A 17,021-nucleotide genomic window follows, 5' to 3' on the forward strand; every position below is an offset into this window, starting at 1 on the left:
ACCGCCCGATTACGGGCTGTCAGCGGCTAACGAACGGAGCGCGCAATGCCTGGGGAGAAACTGCTCGTATCGGTGCCCGACACCTGTGCACAACTCGGGGGTGTCAGTCGCACGACTGTGTACGAGCTGGTGAACAACGGCGAACTGGTCAAGGTGAACATCGGCAGGCGCGGATTCATCACCGCGAAAAGCCTTTCCGCATACGTCGAACGGCTCAGCGAGGCAGCCTCAGCGTGACGAGACGAGAACGCCGCCCCGCTGTTACCACCAGGACGGCATCCGAGTCGAGGTCAACGACTGGCACCAAGCATAACGGTCGACGCCGACAGATGCCGCCAACCAAGGTCTCCACTCTTGTTGTGAAACGCCAGCGCCTCGACTGGAAGGCCGATGTCCTGCCGGTCGCCAAGGAGATAGTCGAGTCCTACGACACCGCCGTGACGCTGCGCCAGTTGTTCTACCGGCTGGTGTCGCTCAAAGAGGGTGAGCGCGGACGCATCCCCAACAGCCACAGCATGTACTGCGCGCTCGCCCACAACACCGCACAGGCCCGCTACGAGGGCAGGTTCCCTGACCTGATCGACCAGGGCCGCAAGATCACAGTCCCCGCGTGCTGGGACTCGCCGCGAGATGCCGTCGAAGCGGTGCGTGACCGGTACCGCCGCGACCGCACCGAGGGTCAGCCGTACCAAATCTTTTTGGGCACGGAGAAAACCGGCATGGTCAACCTGTTGTCGAATTGGTTCGCGGACATGGGCCTGCCGATCATCGCGCTATCGGGCCAGTGCTCCAAACCCTACGTCGACAAGATCACCCGTCGCGTGCGTGCCGACGGCAGACCCGCCGTGCTGCTGTACGCCGGTGACCACGACCCCACCGGCTGGTCGATCCTGCAAAACTTCGTGGACCGCACCGGGTGCTGGATGAATCATGAACTGCCGCAGTGGGATACGTCCACGATGCCGGAACACCTGGGCCGCAAGCGCGGTCACGCCCGGGCATGGAGCGTCATCCCGAACTTCGACCGCTACCGCAAGTACCGGGTCGCGCTCACACCCGAGCAGTGCATCGAGTACGACCTGGCACGCAACGCCGCCAAAGCGAAAGACCCCAACCTCAACAACTTCCTTGCCAACTTTGAGCACACCCTCACCGATGACGAGGTCGACGACGGACTCGGAGTCCAGGTGGAGGTCGACGCACTAGAGCCTCCGCTGCTGCGTCAGCTTTACACCGATGCGATCGACAAGTATTGGGACGCGGACGCTTACGCGGATGCGTTGGCGCAGGAGGAATCCGACATTGACGCGCTCGAACAGGTTCTCAACAAGATTGGAGAACCGGCATGAGCGCATATGAGGGGTTGCTCGACGCGCTGCGCGAACACGGCAGCACCGTCAAGGTGAACGGGGACAGCGCGACCGCGCAATGCCCGGCGCACGCCGACAAACGGCCCTCACTGGGGCTGAGAGCCATCGAGGGCCGTGTTCTCGTGTTCTGCCATGCCGGGTGCCTGACCGAGGACATCATGGCCTGTCTGGGGCTGTCGATGAGCGCTCTGTTCGATGACCGCAAGGGTGCGACCTACGTCTACTCCGATGGTCGCAAGGTGCACCGTGACGCGGACAAGAAGTTCCGGCAGCGCGGAAACACTAAAGGCAAGGCCCTGTTCCATGTGGAGTGCATCGGCGACGCCGAGATCGTCTACGTCCCCGAGGGTGAGAACGACGTGCTGGCCATCGAGTCTGTCGGAGGCGCCGCGGTCTGTAACGCGATGGGCGCCGGGAAAGCCCACCTGTTCGACTGGTCACCGCTGAAGGGCCGCAACGTGGTCATCATTGCGGACCGCGATGATGCCGGGCACGCCCACGCCGACCAGGTGGCCTCGATCCTCGATGACATCGCCGCCGACGTCCGCATCGCCGAGGCCAAGATGGGCAAGGATGCCGCCGATCACATCGCCGCCGGGCACCCACTCGGCGAGCTGGTCACGGTCGTGTCGCCGCTGCTTGCTGGTTTGCGCTCGGCCGCCGACCTGGAAAACATGACTTTTCCGGAGCTGGTCGAGCATGTCCCCAATCTGATCACCGAGGGATTCGGCATCCTGGCCGGATCACCTAAAGTTGGAAAGTCTTGGTTGGCAACAGGTATCGCTTTGGCGTGTGCACAAGGTGGACGGGTGTTCGGCACCATCAAAGTAGCGCCGCGAGCTGTGCTGCTGCTCGCACTGGAAGACGGGGAACGCCGCCTGCAGCAGCGCATGTGGAAACTCAACGGCGACGACCCGTTACCCGAGAAGTTGGACTACCTCACGGTCATCGAACCCGGTCAGGTCATGCCGACGATCAAAGAGTGGCTGAAAGCCCATCGCCACGACGACAATCCGCCGCTGGTCGTCTTGGACACGTTCGGCAAGGTCCGTCCGCAGCGCAAGCCCGGTGAGGATGCCTACATCGCCGACTACCAGACCGGCAGCTACATCAAGCGGGTGGCCGACTCCGTTCCCGGTGCCGCGATCCTGGTCGTTCACCACGACCGCAAGGCGTCGTCGGAGGACTGGCTGCACTCCGTGTCGGGCACTCAAGGTGTGACCGGAAGCGCCGACTACATTCTGTTGCTCACCCGCAAACGCAAGAGCGCGGAAGGTCTACTGTCGGTGACCGGGCGCGACATCCGCGAAAACGAGTACGCGACGCTGTTGATCGACGGAATCTGGAAACTCGAGGGCGGCAGCTTCGGCACGGCGGCGGAGGCAGTCGAGACCCGGCGGGAACGGGAAAAGCTTGGGGATCGTGCACTTGAGGTTCTGGCATTCGTCAACAGTCGAACCGAGACCCGCGCGGCTGACCTGAGTGAGCTTGGTATCGGCCAGGATCAGGCGCGCGTCTGCCTGAATCGGTTAGCTGACTCCGGTCGTATCAACAAGTTTGGTCGCGGACGCTATAAGCCACTGTTACGCGTTACGTCTGTTACGAACGACGAAGAGAATGAAGACAACGTAACAAACATAACGAACATAACAAACCCCTTAGATCAGGAGAACCCGCGGTGCAAGCACTGTGACGATCTTCTCCTGCTCGACGAGTCCCGGCGTCGCGGTTACTGCTCGAAGCCAAAATGTTTGCTGGAACACCAACATCAACAACCGGAGGGAACACACGAAGAAAGATGACCACAATCAAGGCTCTAACGCTGAACGCGTTTGCAGAACTCCCCACCAGCTGGCCCGAGAGCCTGAGCTACAGCGACGGCGTTCTGATCGCGCGAATACACCCGAACTGCAATGGCCTACCGGTGATGAAGAAGTTCTGGCCAGGGCGCTGGTCTACCTGCACCGCGAAGGCGACCTGCGGCGACTGACGATACGTCGATGCAATGCCGAGCGCTCAGGCATTTACGACAAGGATTATGCGAAGGAGTACCGCGAATGTCTGTACGCGATAATGGCGCTGCCGGTGATCGAGCTTAAGTGAAAAACCGTTGCGGCACAACCACTATCAAGTCATCTAGATAGCCTCGCGCAAGATCAACCCGCGACTCCCACAAGCCAAACACAGCACCCGCACGACACCATCACCCCGAAAGGAAAACACCGAAAGATGAACACCGGACGCTACCCCCGGGGTGTCGGACCCGCACCCGCGTTGAACTGCTCGGTGTGCGGACGCCGCATCGGACTGAGAGGCGCACACTTCTTCGTCCAACCCAACGTGCTCATGTGCGGCAAGTGCGCAACCTGGGACAACAACAGCAGGACCGCACACGCGGCGAGATACCCCGACTGCCCCGACACCTGGCACGACATGTGGGATCACTACATCTGCTCAGCCACCCGCGCTGGGGCTTGGTACGTGCTGGAAAGGGCCAAACCCGTTGCGCCACAGAGCGAGTTATGTTGACTCGGTAGCTCAGTGCGACACGCCCAGCGCGGCAAAGCACACAGTGGCCCGCCGCCTCGGGCGTAGCTTCACGCCCGTGATGACCCTCGACATCTTCCTCGCAGCTTTGCACGCACCGCATCTACCAGGCGCGAAATGTGTCGGCAGGGAAAACACCTTCGACAAGGCCCGAGACCGACCCCGACGCCAGGGCGAAAGCGTTGGACATCTGCAAGTCCTGTGTCGCGCTGACCCCCGTGTTCACGGTGGCTCGCATCGTTACCCGCCGACGACAGAACCTAGCGGTGTCATCGCGGGCCGGTACCTCGACGGCAGACGCAACCATCACAACCCCGCCAGAGCACGTCGTAAGACGGCCTGAGATCGCCCAGGAGCCACCAACACCGGCATCCCGGATAAGACCACCACCGGAAAGATGTGTCGACGCTAACGGCGCGGGCATACTTGAACGATGGCAGGCAGACGCGCACCCCGTGTCGGCACACCACCCGGCACCCGGCGCAGCACCCGACGCTGGCGGCAAGTCGCCGCCGCATACAAACAGGACTGCCGCCGACGCGACGCACCCTGCCACATCTGCCGCCAACCCATCCACTACGACGCGCCACCACAAACACCGTGGGCGTTCGAGACCGACCACATCAAACCCGTGCAGTCGCACCCGCACCTGGCGATGCAGCCGAGCAACCTGGCACCCGCTCACGTGCGGTGCAACCGTGCCAGACAGTCAACACCACAACAAGATTGGATACGCCCCGCCTGGTAGCCCGACCCGCCTGCCGAATTAGCCTGGTACCCAACACAATCCATCCCAGCAAACCCGCCTTCCGCCGCCGCCAAATCTCCGCATCCGACCATCCTGACACCATGGAACCCTCCTGACCTGCACTTATGTGAGGGGGGTTGAGTTTCAGCAATGCAACCCTCCGCCGCCTGCTCGGCAGGCGAAATTTTCGCAAACGGGTTCCTCTGTAATTTGCGCAAACCGACAGGCGGGAATTACATGATACGGCAGTACGATTGGTGTCATGCCGACCACCGAGCAACGCAAGCCGACGCCGGAGCACAAGAAGACGCTTCGGACCAAACATCGAGAGGCATAGCAGTGTGAGCGGTGACTTCGACGAGCATGGGACGCGCGCCTCATATGGTCACGGTTGCCGATGTCTGCCTTGCACTCAGGCCAATTCGGCATATCAAAGACACTATCGAGCTGCCAACCTGACGGGCGTTCACGTACGAGTTTCCAGACGTGAGGATCGGATTTCCGGCGACGTGGTCGCATTGCCGACCCGCGCGGACCTGAAGTATCCGCAGCCGAAACGCGTCGGTCAAGTGAATCATTTGAAACAGCCAAATCCGGATGGTGTTGGCTCGGTGGAGCAGGCGGTGTTAGATGAGACCGCACTACTCGCTAAAGCGGCCGAGCGGCCCGCTACGGTGGCCGGTGCGCGCGCGATGGCGCGCATTCTTGACGACGATGCTCTGCTGGCGATGCATCCGCAGGCGGTGCGCCAGCTTCAGGTCATTCTGAATGAATTGCATTCTGTGACAAAGAGAAAGTCGAAGGGCAGGCTCGCGGCGGTGCAGCAGATGACGAAGGTCAAGAGGCTCGGGCCCAGTGCTAAGCGGGCTTCGACCTGACGGGCCGGTTCTGTCCTCAACAGTCATCCTGTGTGTGTCCGGATCAATGTGCTCGTGACAACGCTGGTCGCGCGATCATGGACGACGCCGTCTGACGTCCTGGCGGCGCGCCAAGACGAGGTGGCTTGGCTCAGTCTTTCTGGTCTTTTGCATGCTGTGGCCGCCCATCGGCCGCATCGTGCAATAGAACGCGGATCACGATGCACCATCGAGATGGTAGTTCTGACTCTCTTGGTCGATGAGCCGAACATCGAGCCGCTTCACACCGGCGGGCAGGGTGCACGCCCTTGACGCGACGTAACGACACGATCGCATCGACGCCGCTGGGACATCCCTGAGCCGCCTCGCGATTGCGCCGACGATCACCCAGTCACACCGTCGAAGGATGCCAGACGGGGTAAGGGCCATCGCAGACCTCGTAATACGAGTAGTCGAACGTGTCGGGCCGGACTTTGTCGACGATCTTGCTCGCCAGTTGGATCAGGCCGCGGGTCGTCAGACCGGGCCAGCCCCGCAACTGCCACCCGCCAGCGCGAGGGCACCGCCGATGCGCCGTATACGGCGCCGAGCAGACCGCCCGCGATCGCCGCGACGGTGTCGGTGTCGTGGCCGCCGCGCACCGCCGTGCGGTCAGGCGTTCATCCGGGGAGGCGTCGCACAGTACATCCGACGGCGAAGCCCTGGCTCCAGTCGCCGCGGCCTTCCCATCGCGAGGTAGTGGCGACCACTGACCGCGATACCCGCGATGCGCGGACGCCGCGGAGAGTCCCCACACCTGTCCGGCCCGGGCGGTAACGTCGGTTAGCTTTCGGGTTACCGAACGATGCCTACACCGCCCCAACGGTCGTTGGGGCCGTCGGCGCAGTTATGACGCGGAGGGTTGTGGACATGCCATTGGGAGGCGCTCCGGTGTTCACCGCGTTGGACTGTGCCTTCTTGCAACAGTTCGCGGGCGGTACTCAGACCAGCGATCTCACAGAGGAGCAGACATCCGGCATCGCTGACCTGCGCGCGCGGCTCCTCGAAGCGGCCACCGCGGTCGCTGACCAGCTGTCGGCCGATTGGCGTCCGTTCAAGTCGGATGTGAACCGACCCAGCATCAGCGGCCACGTGGCCAGACTGCTCTGGTCCTGCGCATACCCGTCTGCTTCGCCCCACAAGTCGTTCGGGTTGCAGGTCGCGCTTATCGTGCAGCCCAGCGGCATCGAGCTGTGCTTCTGCCTCGGCGCTGGTGTCAGCCAATCTAAGTCCGGCGACACGCGCGACGAGCTCGCTCGAGAGTTCGCGCGCGTACACGAGCGGATGCAGACCGCGCCCCATGCCGTAGTTGAAAGCGTCACCCAGCGACTCGGGTCCGAATGGTCGTTTCGCAAGAAATGGCTCATGCCGCCGGGGGCCGGCGAGTTCCGGGCCTTTGAGGAGTGGCTCAGCTTCGCTGGCGCCTCGCCCGAAGGCGGAGCCAGCATCTCGAGGTACTTCGCGCCGGAGCAGGTGGACGGTGCCGCACCGGCGTTTGTCGACGACCTGGTGCGATTGGCGCGCGCAGTCCGCCCGCTCGTGGACTGGGTGTATTCGGACGACGGCGCGGACATGCAGGCCGCTGGTCTCGGCTTGCCCGACCAGGCCGTAGACCACGGTGAGTCGGGACGGATGCCACGTGGGTTCCGACGGGACCTCTTCGACGCCGCCGTCGCCGAGTTGAAGCGTGAGCGCCTCGAGCATGGTGACCTACATCAGCTGGCGTGCCGCCAGCTAGCTGCGTGGATCGAGCAGCGAGACACCCTGACCGATGATGCCCTCTGGGCCGGTCTTCGCGACCGCTTCCTGCCGTTCGGGCATGTCGAGATCGACGGCAAGAGGTACGACGCGAAGTCGCCGACCCCGCTTAACGACGCCGAGCTCCGTGCCGCGGAACGAGAGGGTCGCGTCACTGCACATGGCAACCTTCACTGGACCGGTCTCGCTCGAGCGGTCGGCAGCGAGCGGGACGACGTGCCGGCGATCAGGGCTGCGATCGACTGGATCCTGGACGAGACCATCCCGTTCGACGATCGCATCGCTGCCCTCGTGGGTGGTGATCGGCGCGTCCGCGGCTTCGGCATTGCGGTCTGGACCGGCTTCTACGCGATGGTTCGCGATTGGGAACAGCCGGCGGTCAACGAGACGGTAAAAGGGGCATACGCGAAGCTCGGCTGGCCGCTGGTACAAGATACTCCCCCGGCTCAAGTCGCAGAGGTCAAAGCACGTGGGGAGCTGCTACTCGCCGAGAGTGGGCTTCGTTCGCTCTCCGACATCGACTGGGTGTATTGGCGCGTCCTCGCCATGGAGTCGACGGACACCCCCACGACACGGGTGGACACCGGATCGTGGTGGCTCTTCCAAGGAAGCCCGGATCGCTACGACATCGATCGTGCGGTCAGTGAGCTCGAGCGCCTGACGTGGACGACGAGTCGGTACGCTTCCGAGATCAAGGCTGGGCATCGCGTCTTCCTCTACCGCACCGGGAAAGAGGCCGCGGTCATCGCGCTCGCCACCGTCGAGTCCAACCCGGCGGAGATGCCAGAGTCCGAGAGCGAGCTTGCCTATTTTCGGAATGCGAGCGATGACATGGCCGGAACCGCTACGAGGGTCTGGTTGCGGATCGACCGCATCGTCGAGCCGCCGGTCACGCGCGATACGCTGGAGGCCGATCCGGACCTTCGCGACTTGGCGAACCTCAAGTTCGCGAGTGCCACCAACTACCCGGTGCCACCCGAGCTCGCGTCACGACTTCTCGCGCTCATCGCTGCCGAACCTCCTGAGAGCGTGAATTGGAGAGATGCGTCCGCGGTGCCGCGTGTCCTGAAGAGCGTCACGGCTGGCGCGGGTCTCTGGTTCGAGTCGTGGGTGCTCGAAGACCTCTACCTCGCACTGCGCACCAAGCCGTTCTTGATCCTCACCGGGCTATCAGGCACGGGGAAGACGAAGGTCGCACTGGCGCTCCAGGATCTGTTGACCGACGAGGACACTCGTGCCTTCGTCTCGGTTCGCCCGGACTGGGTCGATGGCAAGAGCCTGCTCGGCTACCACAACCTCCTCACCGATACGTTCGTCGCAACCTCAACGACGCGCCTGCTGCTCGACGCCGAAAAGGAGTTCAAGGCCAAGGGACGCGATGCCCGTCCGTATATCCTTCTGCTCGACGAGATGAACCTCGCCCGCGTCGAGCACTATCTCTCCGACTACCTCAGCGTGCTCGAATCGCGGCGCCTCACTCCGGATGGCGAGCTCACCAGTGATCCCATCGTGCTCCATACGATGGATAGTGGGCTCCCGAGCAGCGGCGACAGCGGTGTCGTCCCGCCGACGGTCAGCCTCGCGCCGAACGTCTACCTCATCGGGACCGTCAACATCGACGAGACGACCCACCCTTTCAGTCGCAAGGTGCTCGACCGCGCGAACGTCGTCGAGCTGTTCGATGTCGACCTTACGAAGAGTGGGGTTGTCGGCTCCACTGCTGTCACCGTGACTGAGCGACGCCAGGTCCGCGGCCACTTCGCGCGCGGGGGCCGATTCGTCGACCTTGCCGAGCCGAGCCTAAGCACACCCTGGCTCACTGAGCTCGTTGAGGTCAACGCCGTGCTCGCACGCGACCGGCTGCATTTCGGGTATCGGGTCCGCAACGAGGTACTCGCCTTCGTGGAGCAAGCCGGGGATGGCGGACTCCTCGGCGAGGGCGAAGAGGCCCGGCGCGTCGCGCTAGATGTCCAGCTCCTCCAAAAGGTCCTTCCGAAGCTGGCCGGCTCCCGTGAGCGACTTGAGCGTCCGTTGCGTGGACTCCTCACGGTGTGCCTCGCACCCGCCGCGCGTCACGACGATCGCGCCCGACGACTCGCGGACGACCCTGAGCGGCTGTTCACAACGATGGAAAAGATAGCCGGCGGCGACGGTTGGTCCGCCCGCGATCAGATCGCAGCCGCGACCGGGGATGTGCCCGATTCGCTCGACGGTGAGGACGAAGAAGTCGCGGATGAGACCGAGAGCATCGCTCAGGCCGAACCGTCGGGGATCCCAGCTGCCAGCGCAATGGGGCGGCCCGATCCGTGGCCGCTTCGGACGGACGAGTTGCGGTATCCGCGCACCGCTAGGAAGATCGCCCGCATGCTGCTGCAGCTCCGGGACGAGGGCTACGCCAGCTTTTTCGAGTGAGCATGAGACGCTTCTCTGCGCTCCGTCGCGAGCGAGATGGCGTTGTCGTCACCATCGTCGCGTCCGAGGAACGCGAGTCGTGGGACGACGCGTGGCCCTTGGCCGCAGGTTGGTGCGGGATCGCATCACCCCACGGGACCGGAATGTGCATCGAAGAGGACCGTGACGCCGTCCGAGTAGTCCTCGAGGAACAGACAACCTATACGGTGCGCGTGGCCGGTGCGACATGTGAGCGCGCTGGATTCGGCGAGCCACGTGTGCAGGCCGTCTCCGCTGCGCAAGCCCCCGAGGCCGTCTTCCGACTGGAGACCGGGAACCTGATCGGGCTCACGACGATAGTCTTCGACCCGACCAGTCCAGAGGACGAGTCCGCGGTCGCAGCCAGGATCCGAGTGCGCAAGCTGGTCGATCCGGACGCGGACTTCGCCTGGCTCGTCATGAGCGTGGTCAAGGCGATCCGGGCACTCGCGCTCACGGTCGCGAGTCCGACAGCGCTGAAGACCGCTCGGAGCATACGCGCAACCTCCTACGCATACGAAGACCTGATCTTTTTGCGTTCGATCGCAAATGATGTCTCGCAGGCCGTGGAGCAGATCTCCCGCAACCCGCATCGCCGGGTGATCCGGCGTGTCGAATCGATGGACGCCTGGCTGGCTCCGGAGATCGCTCCAGCCCAGCTCGCGTCGATCGCGACGGACCCACGATCGATCGCGAGGGTCTCCGAGATCGAGCAGCGGCGTCTCGTGTCGCCCGGGGCGCGGCGGACATTCACCAGATCCGAGCAGCACTTCGGACCGGTGCGCCTGCCTGCAAGCCGGCGAGAAGTCGACTACGACACCTACGAGAACCGCTTCGTTCGCTTCGTGGTGACGAACTTCCGACAGCGGGCCCTCAGTATTGCCGACGCCGCTCGACGAGCCGGCACGCCTTCGCTCGCCCGAGACGCCGACGACATCGCCGTGCGCTTCGCATCACTGCTCCGGCTCACGCCCTTCGCGGAGGTCGGTGACCTCACGACCTTCGCCTTTACCTCACAGGTCCTCTTGCGGGAGGACGCGTACAACCGGTTGCTACGTTTATATCGGGAGTTCGTGCTCACCACGGATGTCGTCTGGGACCGGTTCCGGACACTTCAGGAGAACCGCGACGTGGCCCGCCTGTACGAGATGTGGGTTTTCCTCGAGACTGTCTCTGCCGTGGGATCGGTGCTTGGCCATGAAGCACAGGCCGAGGACTCGGCGACCGCGCTCATCCGCACACTCCCCGACGGCCTTCACGTCAACCTCGCCGAGGGCCGGAGGAGTTCGGTAGCGTTCCTCTTGCCTGATGGTCACGTGCGAGTCACGTACAACCAGACGTATCGGCATGCCAGCAAGGACCCCCGCGCTTTAGGGACCGCCGCTTCGTACTCGCTGAGCCTCCGCCCGGATGTCTCGATCGAGGTGCGACGCGGATTGAGCCACCGACGGATTTTCCTCGACGCGAAGTACCGCGTCGACGGATTCAGTGCCGCGCTCATGAGTGACGAGGACGAGGACGACGGGCAGCCTGGCCAACAAGGCACCTTCAAACCGAGCGATCTCCACAAGATGCACACATACCGCGACGCTATCGGGGATGCGTTCGCAGCGGTGGCGGTATATCCGGGGGTGAAGCAGCGGCTGTACCCACCGACGAGGGCTGACTTCACCGCGAGGGGTGGCGTCGGGGCCGTCCCCCTCCGGCCCGGCGACTCATATGACCCGGACGTGTTTGTCCAAGAGGTCTCGGCGCTCATGAGGGCAACCTGGGCGTCGATGAGCTCGTCCGCAGCCGCGGACGCTGTTACCGGCTGAAGCACCGGCCGACGGCGACAGCGGTCGCCGCGTAACTGCAGCGATTTTCGGCCGATTGGCTGGGCCAGTCAGAGATTCGATGACGGCCCTGTCTCCAGTGTCCGTAGCAGTTCCTGTGCGGCCACGATGTCACCGTTAGTTCAATCGCAGCCCAAGCGACCGGTAGACCGCTTTAGTTGTCTATTCGCGAACCCCGGCGGCAGGAGTCATCTATGCGGCACCCCGAGAAGCGAATCCGACAGTACAGCTGATGCGTCGCAAAAGGGTCTCGACGAGCGTACGCAGGATGACATCCCGATCAGATAATGGTGTTGCAAATCGACTTTCTGGAAATCGTCAGCCTCACTGCGAGTCCCTAAGCACTAGCGATGAGCCGCAGTGATTCTGTGTCTGGCGGTATTTCACGTTGGTTGACGGTTGGTCCAGCGGAGGTCCACCCATTCAAATCGAGTTGTATTGTCCGCTCGTCTGTGGATATCGGGCGAAGCTTCCGCACTAACAAGTTGGCTAGACGCTCATCGTGAGTCGACACCAGGACTTGCCGCGTCGCCTTAATTCTCCTCAGGAGATCAGCTAAGCCCAGTAGATTCAATGTGTCTAGGCTCTGGAGCGGATCGTCGAGGGCGATGACCTGAAGAGGCAGAGTCGGTATCGCAAGGTTCAGTGCTAGAAAGATCGACACGGCCAGCACGTTCAGTTGCGAACTCGATAGTACTAAAGACGGGTCCTGAATTGTCTTGCCCCACAATGGATCGTCAAGTGTCGTCCAAAGCGAACCGCGTCCCCGTAACATCCGTGTGATAAAGCGGATCACGCGAAAAGTTGGGTGAGGATCTACCGTTGAGAAGATTCGTTGCAGAAGCGGCTCAATCCCGTCTAGGAATGCCCTGAATAATCCGGCGTGGCGGTCGCCCCATTGGTGGTCGTTGTTGACGACGATGTTGGTGTGCAGGGGCGATCGGAGTGTCAGCGGGAACTGTTGGATGCGGAGTCGGTTGCGGGTCATCTTCTGAAGGTGGACAGTGTTTTTGCGTTCTTGGCGGCGCATCGGCGCGACCAGGCCGATTCCATTCCCGCTCCTCCTGCCACGGTAGGTTTCCTTTCCTGGTCTGGCGGTGGCTGGGTTCGACTCACCGCTTAGCGGAGCTTAGGTCCGTGCGCCAGCGTGGGCACTTCACTCGGGAACCGACCACCTCGCCGCGCGGAGCTTGAGTAACTTGCACCCAACCGAACAGGTGTTTGATTTTGGTTGGATGGGGTACACCTAGGAAAGGGTCAAACAGCTGCCCTCTCCGGGGGTTTCGACCTTCATATGCCACGAGCATCGCTCGGCGGCTGGGTCTATCTCTCACGCGCGGCTCGATACGGGCCGTCTTTCAAGGAGTTGCCGCTACCTCTTCTATGTAGCGCATCCCAATTCATGCGGTCGACACGCTTCGACCGCGTCAGAAGGAGCACTAATGACCACCATCAACAATCCCGCCACAGTGCGTACCGGCGACGCGCCGAACACCAATGGCCCCACTCGGGTCATCACCCGGCGCGGCAACGAGACGAAGGCTTTCTACAAGACGACCGAATTCATGGTCTTCATCGTCGCGACCGCCGGGGTTCTGCTTGCCTCGTACTTGGTTCAGGCGACTGACGGGCGCGGCGACTATTTCCTGGCCGATAAGGCGTGGCTGTACGTCGTGATTCTGAGCGTCGGCTACATGGTCAGCCGCGGGCTTGCGAAGTCGGGCAGCCGCCATCACGGCGACGTCTAATCGCAACTCGTCGCAACAACGTTAGTCCACGTGCCCGCAATTCGCTCAGCATAAGGACTTACCCGATCTCTCGCACCCGGGCTGAACCGGGTGCGGGTCCAAGGCGACCCCACCTCGGGGTCGTTCCACGGTCATCCGCGATCCGCGGCTGACCACCACTGAAGGGACACACCCATGGGAGTAACCGATAAGGTCAAGAATGCCGCTCAGGACGTCGCGGGTAAAGCCAAGGAGCAGGCCGGCAAGGTCACTGGCGACAAGGACACCGAGGGCGAAGGCAAGAAGGACCAAACCAAGTCCAGCGTGAAGAAGGCCGGCGAAAACGTCAAGGACGCATTCAAGTAAGCGTTATTGCGGTGGCCTGCCGCCGACCGCGGCGGCAGGCCACCATCCCTTAAAGCCTCAGCACGACAAGATGATTCGCTGAGCTCGGAGTCGATCACCTCGAGGTCGCGCATGTCACCACCAAGCCCCGGCACCGGCTATTTGAACGTGCCGCCCAGCAGAGACGGCGGCCTTGGTCACGGCGTCGATAAGAAGCCACGAATCGTGTTGCGGCGCACAGACGCCGTAGGCCGCAACGTTCTGCCCGAGGAATCAGTGACGGCGGCAGTCATCGAGCACTCGCGGCGACTCGGCGGCATGATGATGGGTGTCGTTGGTTGCGGCGGATCGCGGTGGCCAGTCCGCGTCGGCATGCGATGGGGTTGGCGCCCCCCAGACCGGGCCGTGTCATGAGGCTGCCGAATCTGTCCTCGGAGGCGGTTTCGGGCGCGTCGTCGGAGGTGGCGCGCAGGAACCGGTCGGGCAGGGCCAGTTTGATGATCGTTCGCAGGGTGAGTAGGTACTGGTAGGCGAGCGGGCCGGTGGTGTAGGGCAGGTCGTATTTGGCACAGAGCGCCTGCACCCGTTGGGCGATCTGCGCGTAGCGGTTACTCGGCAGATCAGGGAAAAGGTGGTGTTCGATCTGGTAGCAGAGGTTCCCGCTCATAAACGCCATCACCGGCCCGGCGCGAAAGTTGGCGCTACCCAACATTTGTCGCAGATACCACTGCGGCTTGGTCTCACCCTCCAGGGCATCGGGGGTGAATTTCTCGGCTCCGTCGGCGAAGTGGCCACAGCAGATCACCGCATACGCCCACAGGTTTCGCAGCAGGTTGGCGAGCGCGTTTCCGAATAAGACGCGCCGCCAGCGCCGCCCGCCGAGCGCGGGGAAGAGCAGGTAGTCTTTGCCTGCCTGGCGGGCGATTTTGCGGAGCAAAGCTCGGGTGTGAGCGGATTTTTCGGCGTCAGTCCCCGCGCGCTCATGTTCGGAGTACAGATCGTGCAGTGCGATACCCGATTCGAAAGTAACTGCCAACAACAGATGTCGCAGCGGCTGCAGCAGATTGCTGGGCTTCCACGGTTGGTCGCGGGTGACCCGCAGAACGCCGTACCCGAGGTCGTCGTCGACGCCCACGACGTTGGTGAACACGTGATGACGGTAGTTGTGGGAGTACCTCCATTGCGAGGACAGCCCCACCATGTCCCACTCCCAGGTGGTGGAGTGGATTTCGGGGTCATTCATCCAATCCCACTGACCGTGGCCGATATTGTGGCCCAGTTCCATGTTCTCGATGCTCTTCGCCGCGGCCAGCGCGAGCGTCCCGAGCACCCACCCGGTCCTGCTGCGGCCGGCACCGATCACCACACGGGCGGCGAGGTCGAGGCAGCGTTGAATAGCGATGGTGCGCAGGATGTAGATCCTGTCCTTTTCGCCGCGCGAAACCTCGATGTCGAGACGGATCGCGTGCAACTCGACGGCGAGTGCCTCGACGTCCGCGGCGCTCAGATGGGCGTATTCGGCGACGTCTGCGATGGCCATCAGTGCCTCACCAGATGATCGGACGAGATGCGTGCCCGGGCACGGACGGGACCGCGGGATGGCGGGCCTCAACCGGGTCGGCGCAACTCGCGCGATCTTCTACACGAAGGCCGGAACCGGGCCAGCAGTGCTGCTCATCCATGGTCTGGGCGGCACGCGCCGCACCTGGGGCGCGTGCCTCAAGCAACCGGGCCCGATTCAGGCGATGTAGCACCGGCCCCAATCAACTCCAGGGCGTCGGAAAAGTCACCCGGCCTTATGCATCCGTGGTGGGTCTTGCCGGCCGGCGGCATCTCCGCGCGGGGTATCGGCGGCATCTCCGCGCGGGGTATCGCTGGTTGGCGCGTCCGGATCGATCTTGTCGGCGCGCTCGAACTCTCGGTCCACCTCGCTGCGGGAGGTAGCCGCGTCGGTGCGACGTGCCTGCGCTTGGTGTTGTAGGCCGGCCGCGTGCGCTGCCATGGCTTCGGCCTCGGCTTGCGCAGCGCGGGCCTTGGCTGCCGTCTCGTCGGCAAGCGCTTCGCGTTGCCCCACTTCATGGGACTGTTCGACAGCTTTCTCGCGGATGTCGCCGGCTTGGACGCGGTGGTGTTCGGTGCGTTTCTTGCGCGCCACCCACGCGATTGCGGCGATGAGCAGAATTGCCGCGACCGCCACGACGACGATCCAAACGATAGTGCTGGTAGTCATGTTGGCTCCTTGAGTTGGTTGAACATAATCGATGGTTCAACCAGAGGTCGTCGGTTAGTAGTAGTGGCGCCGGCCACCGACGGCGTGTCCCATCCGTCCCGCGACCATCAGCAACAAGCCGACGACGAGGAGGATGACCCCGATGACCAAGCAAATATGGGCGAAGGCAAAGGTAGGGACGAGGCTAGGCAGGAGCAGCCCGAGGACGATAAGGATGATTCCGAGAATGATCATGACGATTACCTAGTTTCTGTGTCGATGTTTGGGACGAGGATTGTCCGGGTCAGTGTTTGAAGGCGTCCTTCATCTTTGCCCCTGCTTGTTTGGTGTTGCCCTTGAACTGATCGGCGCGTCCCTCGGTGCGCAGGCGGGTGTTACCCGTGGCCCGGCCAAAGATCTTCTTGGTGACGCCCTTGGCCCCTTCGAGCTTGTGGGCGATCTTCTTACCTATGCTCATTGCTTCTGACCTCTGTTCGTTGCGGATTCTTCGTTTCAGTCATCGCAGACCGCGACTGAGAACTCACCTCTGTCGACTGGAACCGGCGCCTACCGGCGTCTGCCGACGGCGCGCGGTGCGGTCGGTTGTCGACCGTACGACCGGCGACCGAGGAAGGAATCCCTCATCCTCCTCGGTCGGGTCGTGGCCAATTCCGAGTTCGCCGTTGAGCCGGCGGCCGCCCCGACGGGCTGGTGTTGGAAATCGCGGTCTCGGTTCACAAATTCCGCTTCGCGCCGCGACCGTTGAAGTTCGCGGCGGGCATCGCGCCCGCGGCCCGCGGTGCGCTGTGCACCGGCCAACAACACGCTCAGACCTAGCATCGCCAGCGCGCCGATCACGATCCCGAAGAGGAACAAAGTGCCGGTCGACCCGGTGACGTGATAGCCCAACACCGAGAAGTTCTCGGTCAGCGGGTGAGCGGCCCCCGCATTGTTCAGCACGCCGAGGAACCCGACGATGACGGCGACGAGTAGAACAACCAATCCAACGATGACAATCATGTCGAGGTCCCCAATCGCAGTCCCAAAATCCATTACACCCCCCACGCAGGCTAGTGTCAACAGTGTAAACTCACAGTGATAACTAATATCGTTGACGACCGATGGTGATTTGGGACGGTTAGCCGCTTTGATGATG

At 62.9% G+C, this 17,021-nt stretch carries 18 protein-coding genes; 11 read left to right on the plus strand and 7 right to left on the minus strand.

All coding sequences use genetic code 11. The features are described 5' to 3' along the window. Positions 1-45 precede the first annotated feature (45 nt). The 7 genes from G6N51_RS26135 (at position 46) to G6N51_RS26165 (ending at position 5,543) form a co-directional block, all read left to right on the plus strand. A complete protein-coding gene (locus G6N51_RS26135; RefSeq protein ID WP_083172556.1) occupies positions 46-237 on the plus strand; it encodes a helix-turn-helix domain-containing protein in 192 nt (63 codons plus the stop codon). 122 nt (positions 238-359) lie between these two features. Continuing rightward, positions 360-1,349 carry a hypothetical protein gene (locus tag G6N51_RS26140; RefSeq protein ID WP_083172558.1) on the plus strand — a complete coding sequence of 330 codons (990 nt, stop codon included), beginning with the start codon at positions 360-362 and terminating at the stop codon, positions 1,347-1,349. Then, positions 1,346-3,172, plus strand: a complete 1,827-nt coding sequence (locus G6N51_RS26145) for an AAA family ATPase (protein WP_083172560.1) — start codon at positions 1,346-1,348, stop codon at positions 3,170-3,172. Before G6N51_RS26140 ends, G6N51_RS26145 begins: the two co-directional genes overlap by 4 nt. Further along, complete coding sequence (locus G6N51_RS26150; RefSeq protein ID WP_142275002.1) at positions 3,169-3,360, plus strand: hypothetical protein; 192 nt, start codon at positions 3,169-3,171, stop codon at positions 3,358-3,360. Before G6N51_RS26145 ends, G6N51_RS26150 begins: the two co-directional genes overlap by 4 nt. A gap of 239 nt (positions 3,361-3,599) precedes the next feature. Continuing rightward, positions 3,600-3,899 (plus strand): hypothetical protein, encoded by a 300-nt coding sequence (locus G6N51_RS26155; protein ID WP_163750836.1) that lies wholly within the window; start codon positions 3,600-3,602, stop codon positions 3,897-3,899. Positions 3,900-4,350: 451 nt separating this feature from the next. Further along, the gene (locus G6N51_RS26160; RefSeq protein ID WP_083172564.1) at positions 4,351-4,665 is read left to right on the plus strand and encodes an HNH endonuclease signature motif containing protein; all 315 of its coding nucleotides are present in this window, start codon (positions 4,351-4,353) and stop codon (positions 4,663-4,665) included. 509 nt (positions 4,666-5,174) lie between these two features. Beyond that, positions 5,175-5,543: a hypothetical protein gene (locus tag G6N51_RS26165; protein ID WP_142275003.1), complete on the plus strand. Its 369-nt coding sequence runs from the start codon at positions 5,175-5,177 to the stop codon at positions 5,541-5,543. Positions 5,544-5,905: 362 nt separating this feature from the next. Here the strand turns inward: G6N51_RS26165 and G6N51_RS26170 are convergent, their stop codons facing one another. Further along, positions 5,906-6,163: an ADP-ribosylglycohydrolase family protein gene (locus tag G6N51_RS26170; RefSeq protein ID WP_232078487.1), complete on the minus strand. Its 258-nt coding sequence runs from the start codon at positions 6,161-6,163 to the stop codon at positions 5,906-5,908. A gap of 289 nt (positions 6,164-6,452) precedes the next feature. On the opposite strand from G6N51_RS26170, the gene G6N51_RS26175 reads away from it, so the two are divergent. After that, on the plus strand, positions 6,453-9,731 hold the full coding sequence (locus tag G6N51_RS26175) for an McrB family protein (RefSeq protein WP_158086229.1): 3,279 nt from the start codon (positions 6,453-6,455) through the stop codon (positions 9,729-9,731). A 2-nt stretch (positions 9,732-9,733) separates the two neighbouring features. Then, entirely contained in the window at positions 9,734-11,566 is a 1,833-nt protein-coding gene (locus G6N51_RS26180; protein ID WP_083172569.1) for a DUF2357 domain-containing protein, read from the plus strand. Between the two features lie 355 nt (positions 11,567-11,921). Here G6N51_RS26180 and G6N51_RS26185 read toward each other — a convergent pair whose 3' ends face one another. Further along, positions 11,922-12,572, minus strand: coding sequence for a hypothetical protein (locus G6N51_RS26185; protein WP_163750580.1), 651 nt, complete (start codon positions 12,570-12,572; stop codon positions 11,922-11,924). 454 nt (positions 12,573-13,026) lie between these two features. On the opposite strand from G6N51_RS26185, the gene G6N51_RS26190 reads away from it, so the two are divergent. Both G6N51_RS26190 and G6N51_RS26195 read left to right on the plus strand, forming a co-directional pair. Continuing rightward, complete coding sequence (locus G6N51_RS26190; protein WP_083172573.1) at positions 13,027-13,332, plus strand: hypothetical protein; 306 nt, start codon at positions 13,027-13,029, stop codon at positions 13,330-13,332. 174 nt (positions 13,333-13,506) lie between these two features. Continuing rightward, positions 13,507-13,677: a CsbD family protein gene (locus G6N51_RS26195; RefSeq protein ID WP_083172575.1), complete on the plus strand. Its 171-nt coding sequence runs from the start codon at positions 13,507-13,509 to the stop codon at positions 13,675-13,677. A gap of 268 nt (positions 13,678-13,945) precedes the next feature. Here the strand turns inward: G6N51_RS26195 and G6N51_RS26200 are convergent, their stop codons facing one another. The 5 genes from G6N51_RS26200 to G6N51_RS26225 all read right to left on the minus strand — a co-directional run bounded on the left by G6N51_RS26200 (position 13,946) and on the right by G6N51_RS26225 (position 16,885). Then, positions 13,946-15,196, minus strand: a complete 1,251-nt coding sequence (locus G6N51_RS26200) for a fatty acid desaturase family protein (RefSeq protein ID WP_083172577.1) — start codon at positions 15,194-15,196, stop codon at positions 13,946-13,948. A 246-nt stretch (positions 15,197-15,442) separates the two neighbouring features. Continuing rightward, positions 15,443-15,886, minus strand: a complete 444-nt coding sequence (locus G6N51_RS26210) for a hypothetical protein (protein ID WP_083172579.1) — start codon at positions 15,884-15,886, stop codon at positions 15,443-15,445. A 54-nt stretch (positions 15,887-15,940) separates the two neighbouring features. Beyond that, on the minus strand, positions 15,941-16,120 hold the full coding sequence (locus G6N51_RS26215; protein ID WP_083172581.1) for a DUF6131 family protein: 180 nt from the start codon (positions 16,118-16,120) through the stop codon (positions 15,941-15,943). 49 nt (positions 16,121-16,169) lie between these two features. After that, on the minus strand, positions 16,170-16,343 hold the full coding sequence (locus tag G6N51_RS26220; RefSeq protein WP_083172583.1) for a CsbD family protein: 174 nt from the start codon (positions 16,341-16,343) through the stop codon (positions 16,170-16,172). Between the two features lie 89 nt (positions 16,344-16,432). Further along, positions 16,433-16,885, minus strand: coding sequence for a hypothetical protein (locus tag G6N51_RS26225; protein WP_083172661.1), 453 nt, complete (start codon positions 16,883-16,885; stop codon positions 16,433-16,435). Between the last annotated feature and the right edge of the window lie 136 nt (positions 16,886-17,021).

The organism is Mycobacterium paraseoulense, assembly GCF_010731655.1.
Classification (GTDB): Bacteria; Actinomycetota; Actinomycetes; order Mycobacteriales; family Mycobacteriaceae; genus Mycobacterium; species Mycobacterium paraseoulense.

Bases quoted from the DNA above. Each gene is read 5' to 3' on its own strand.
- G6N51_RS26135 (WP_083172556.1), top strand. From the start codon at position 46: ATGCCTGGGGAGAAACTGCTCGTATCGGTGCCCGACACCTGTGCACAA.
- G6N51_RS26145 (WP_083172560.1), top strand. From the start codon at position 1,346: ATGAGCGCATATGAGGGGTTGCTCGACGCGCTGCGCGAACACGGCAGC.
- G6N51_RS26150 (WP_142275002.1), top strand. From the start codon at position 3,169: ATGACCACAATCAAGGCTCTAACGCTGAACGCGTTTGCAGAACTCCCC.
- G6N51_RS26155 (WP_163750836.1), top strand. From the start codon at position 3,600: ATGAACACCGGACGCTACCCCCGGGGTGTCGGACCCGCACCCGCGTTG.
- G6N51_RS26160 (WP_083172564.1), top strand. From the start codon at position 4,351: ATGGCAGGCAGACGCGCACCCCGTGTCGGCACACCACCCGGCACCCGG.
- G6N51_RS26180 (WP_083172569.1), top strand. From the start codon at position 9,734: ATGAGACGCTTCTCTGCGCTCCGTCGCGAGCGAGATGGCGTTGTCGTC.
- G6N51_RS26185 (WP_163750580.1), bottom strand. From the start codon at position 12,572: ATGACCCGCAACCGACTCCGCATCCAACAGTTCCCGCTGACACTCCGA.
- G6N51_RS26190 (WP_083172573.1), top strand. From the start codon at position 13,027: ATGACCACCATCAACAATCCCGCCACAGTGCGTACCGGCGACGCGCCG.
- G6N51_RS26195 (WP_083172575.1), top strand. From the start codon at position 13,507: ATGGGAGTAACCGATAAGGTCAAGAATGCCGCTCAGGACGTCGCGGGT.
- G6N51_RS26200 (WP_083172577.1), bottom strand. From the start codon at position 15,196: ATGGCCATCGCAGACGTCGCCGAATACGCCCATCTGAGCGCCGCGGAC.
- G6N51_RS26210 (WP_083172579.1), bottom strand. From the start codon at position 15,886: ATGACTACCAGCACTATCGTTTGGATCGTCGTCGTGGCGGTCGCGGCA.
- G6N51_RS26215 (WP_083172581.1), bottom strand. From the start codon at position 16,120: ATGATCATTCTCGGAATCATCCTTATCGTCCTCGGGCTGCTCCTGCCT.
- G6N51_RS26220 (WP_083172583.1), bottom strand. From the start codon at position 16,343: ATGAGCATAGGTAAGAAGATCGCCCACAAGCTCGAAGGGGCCAAGGGC.
- G6N51_RS26225 (WP_083172661.1), bottom strand. From the start codon at position 16,885: ATGATTGTCATCGTTGGATTGGTTGTTCTACTCGTCGCCGTCATCGTC.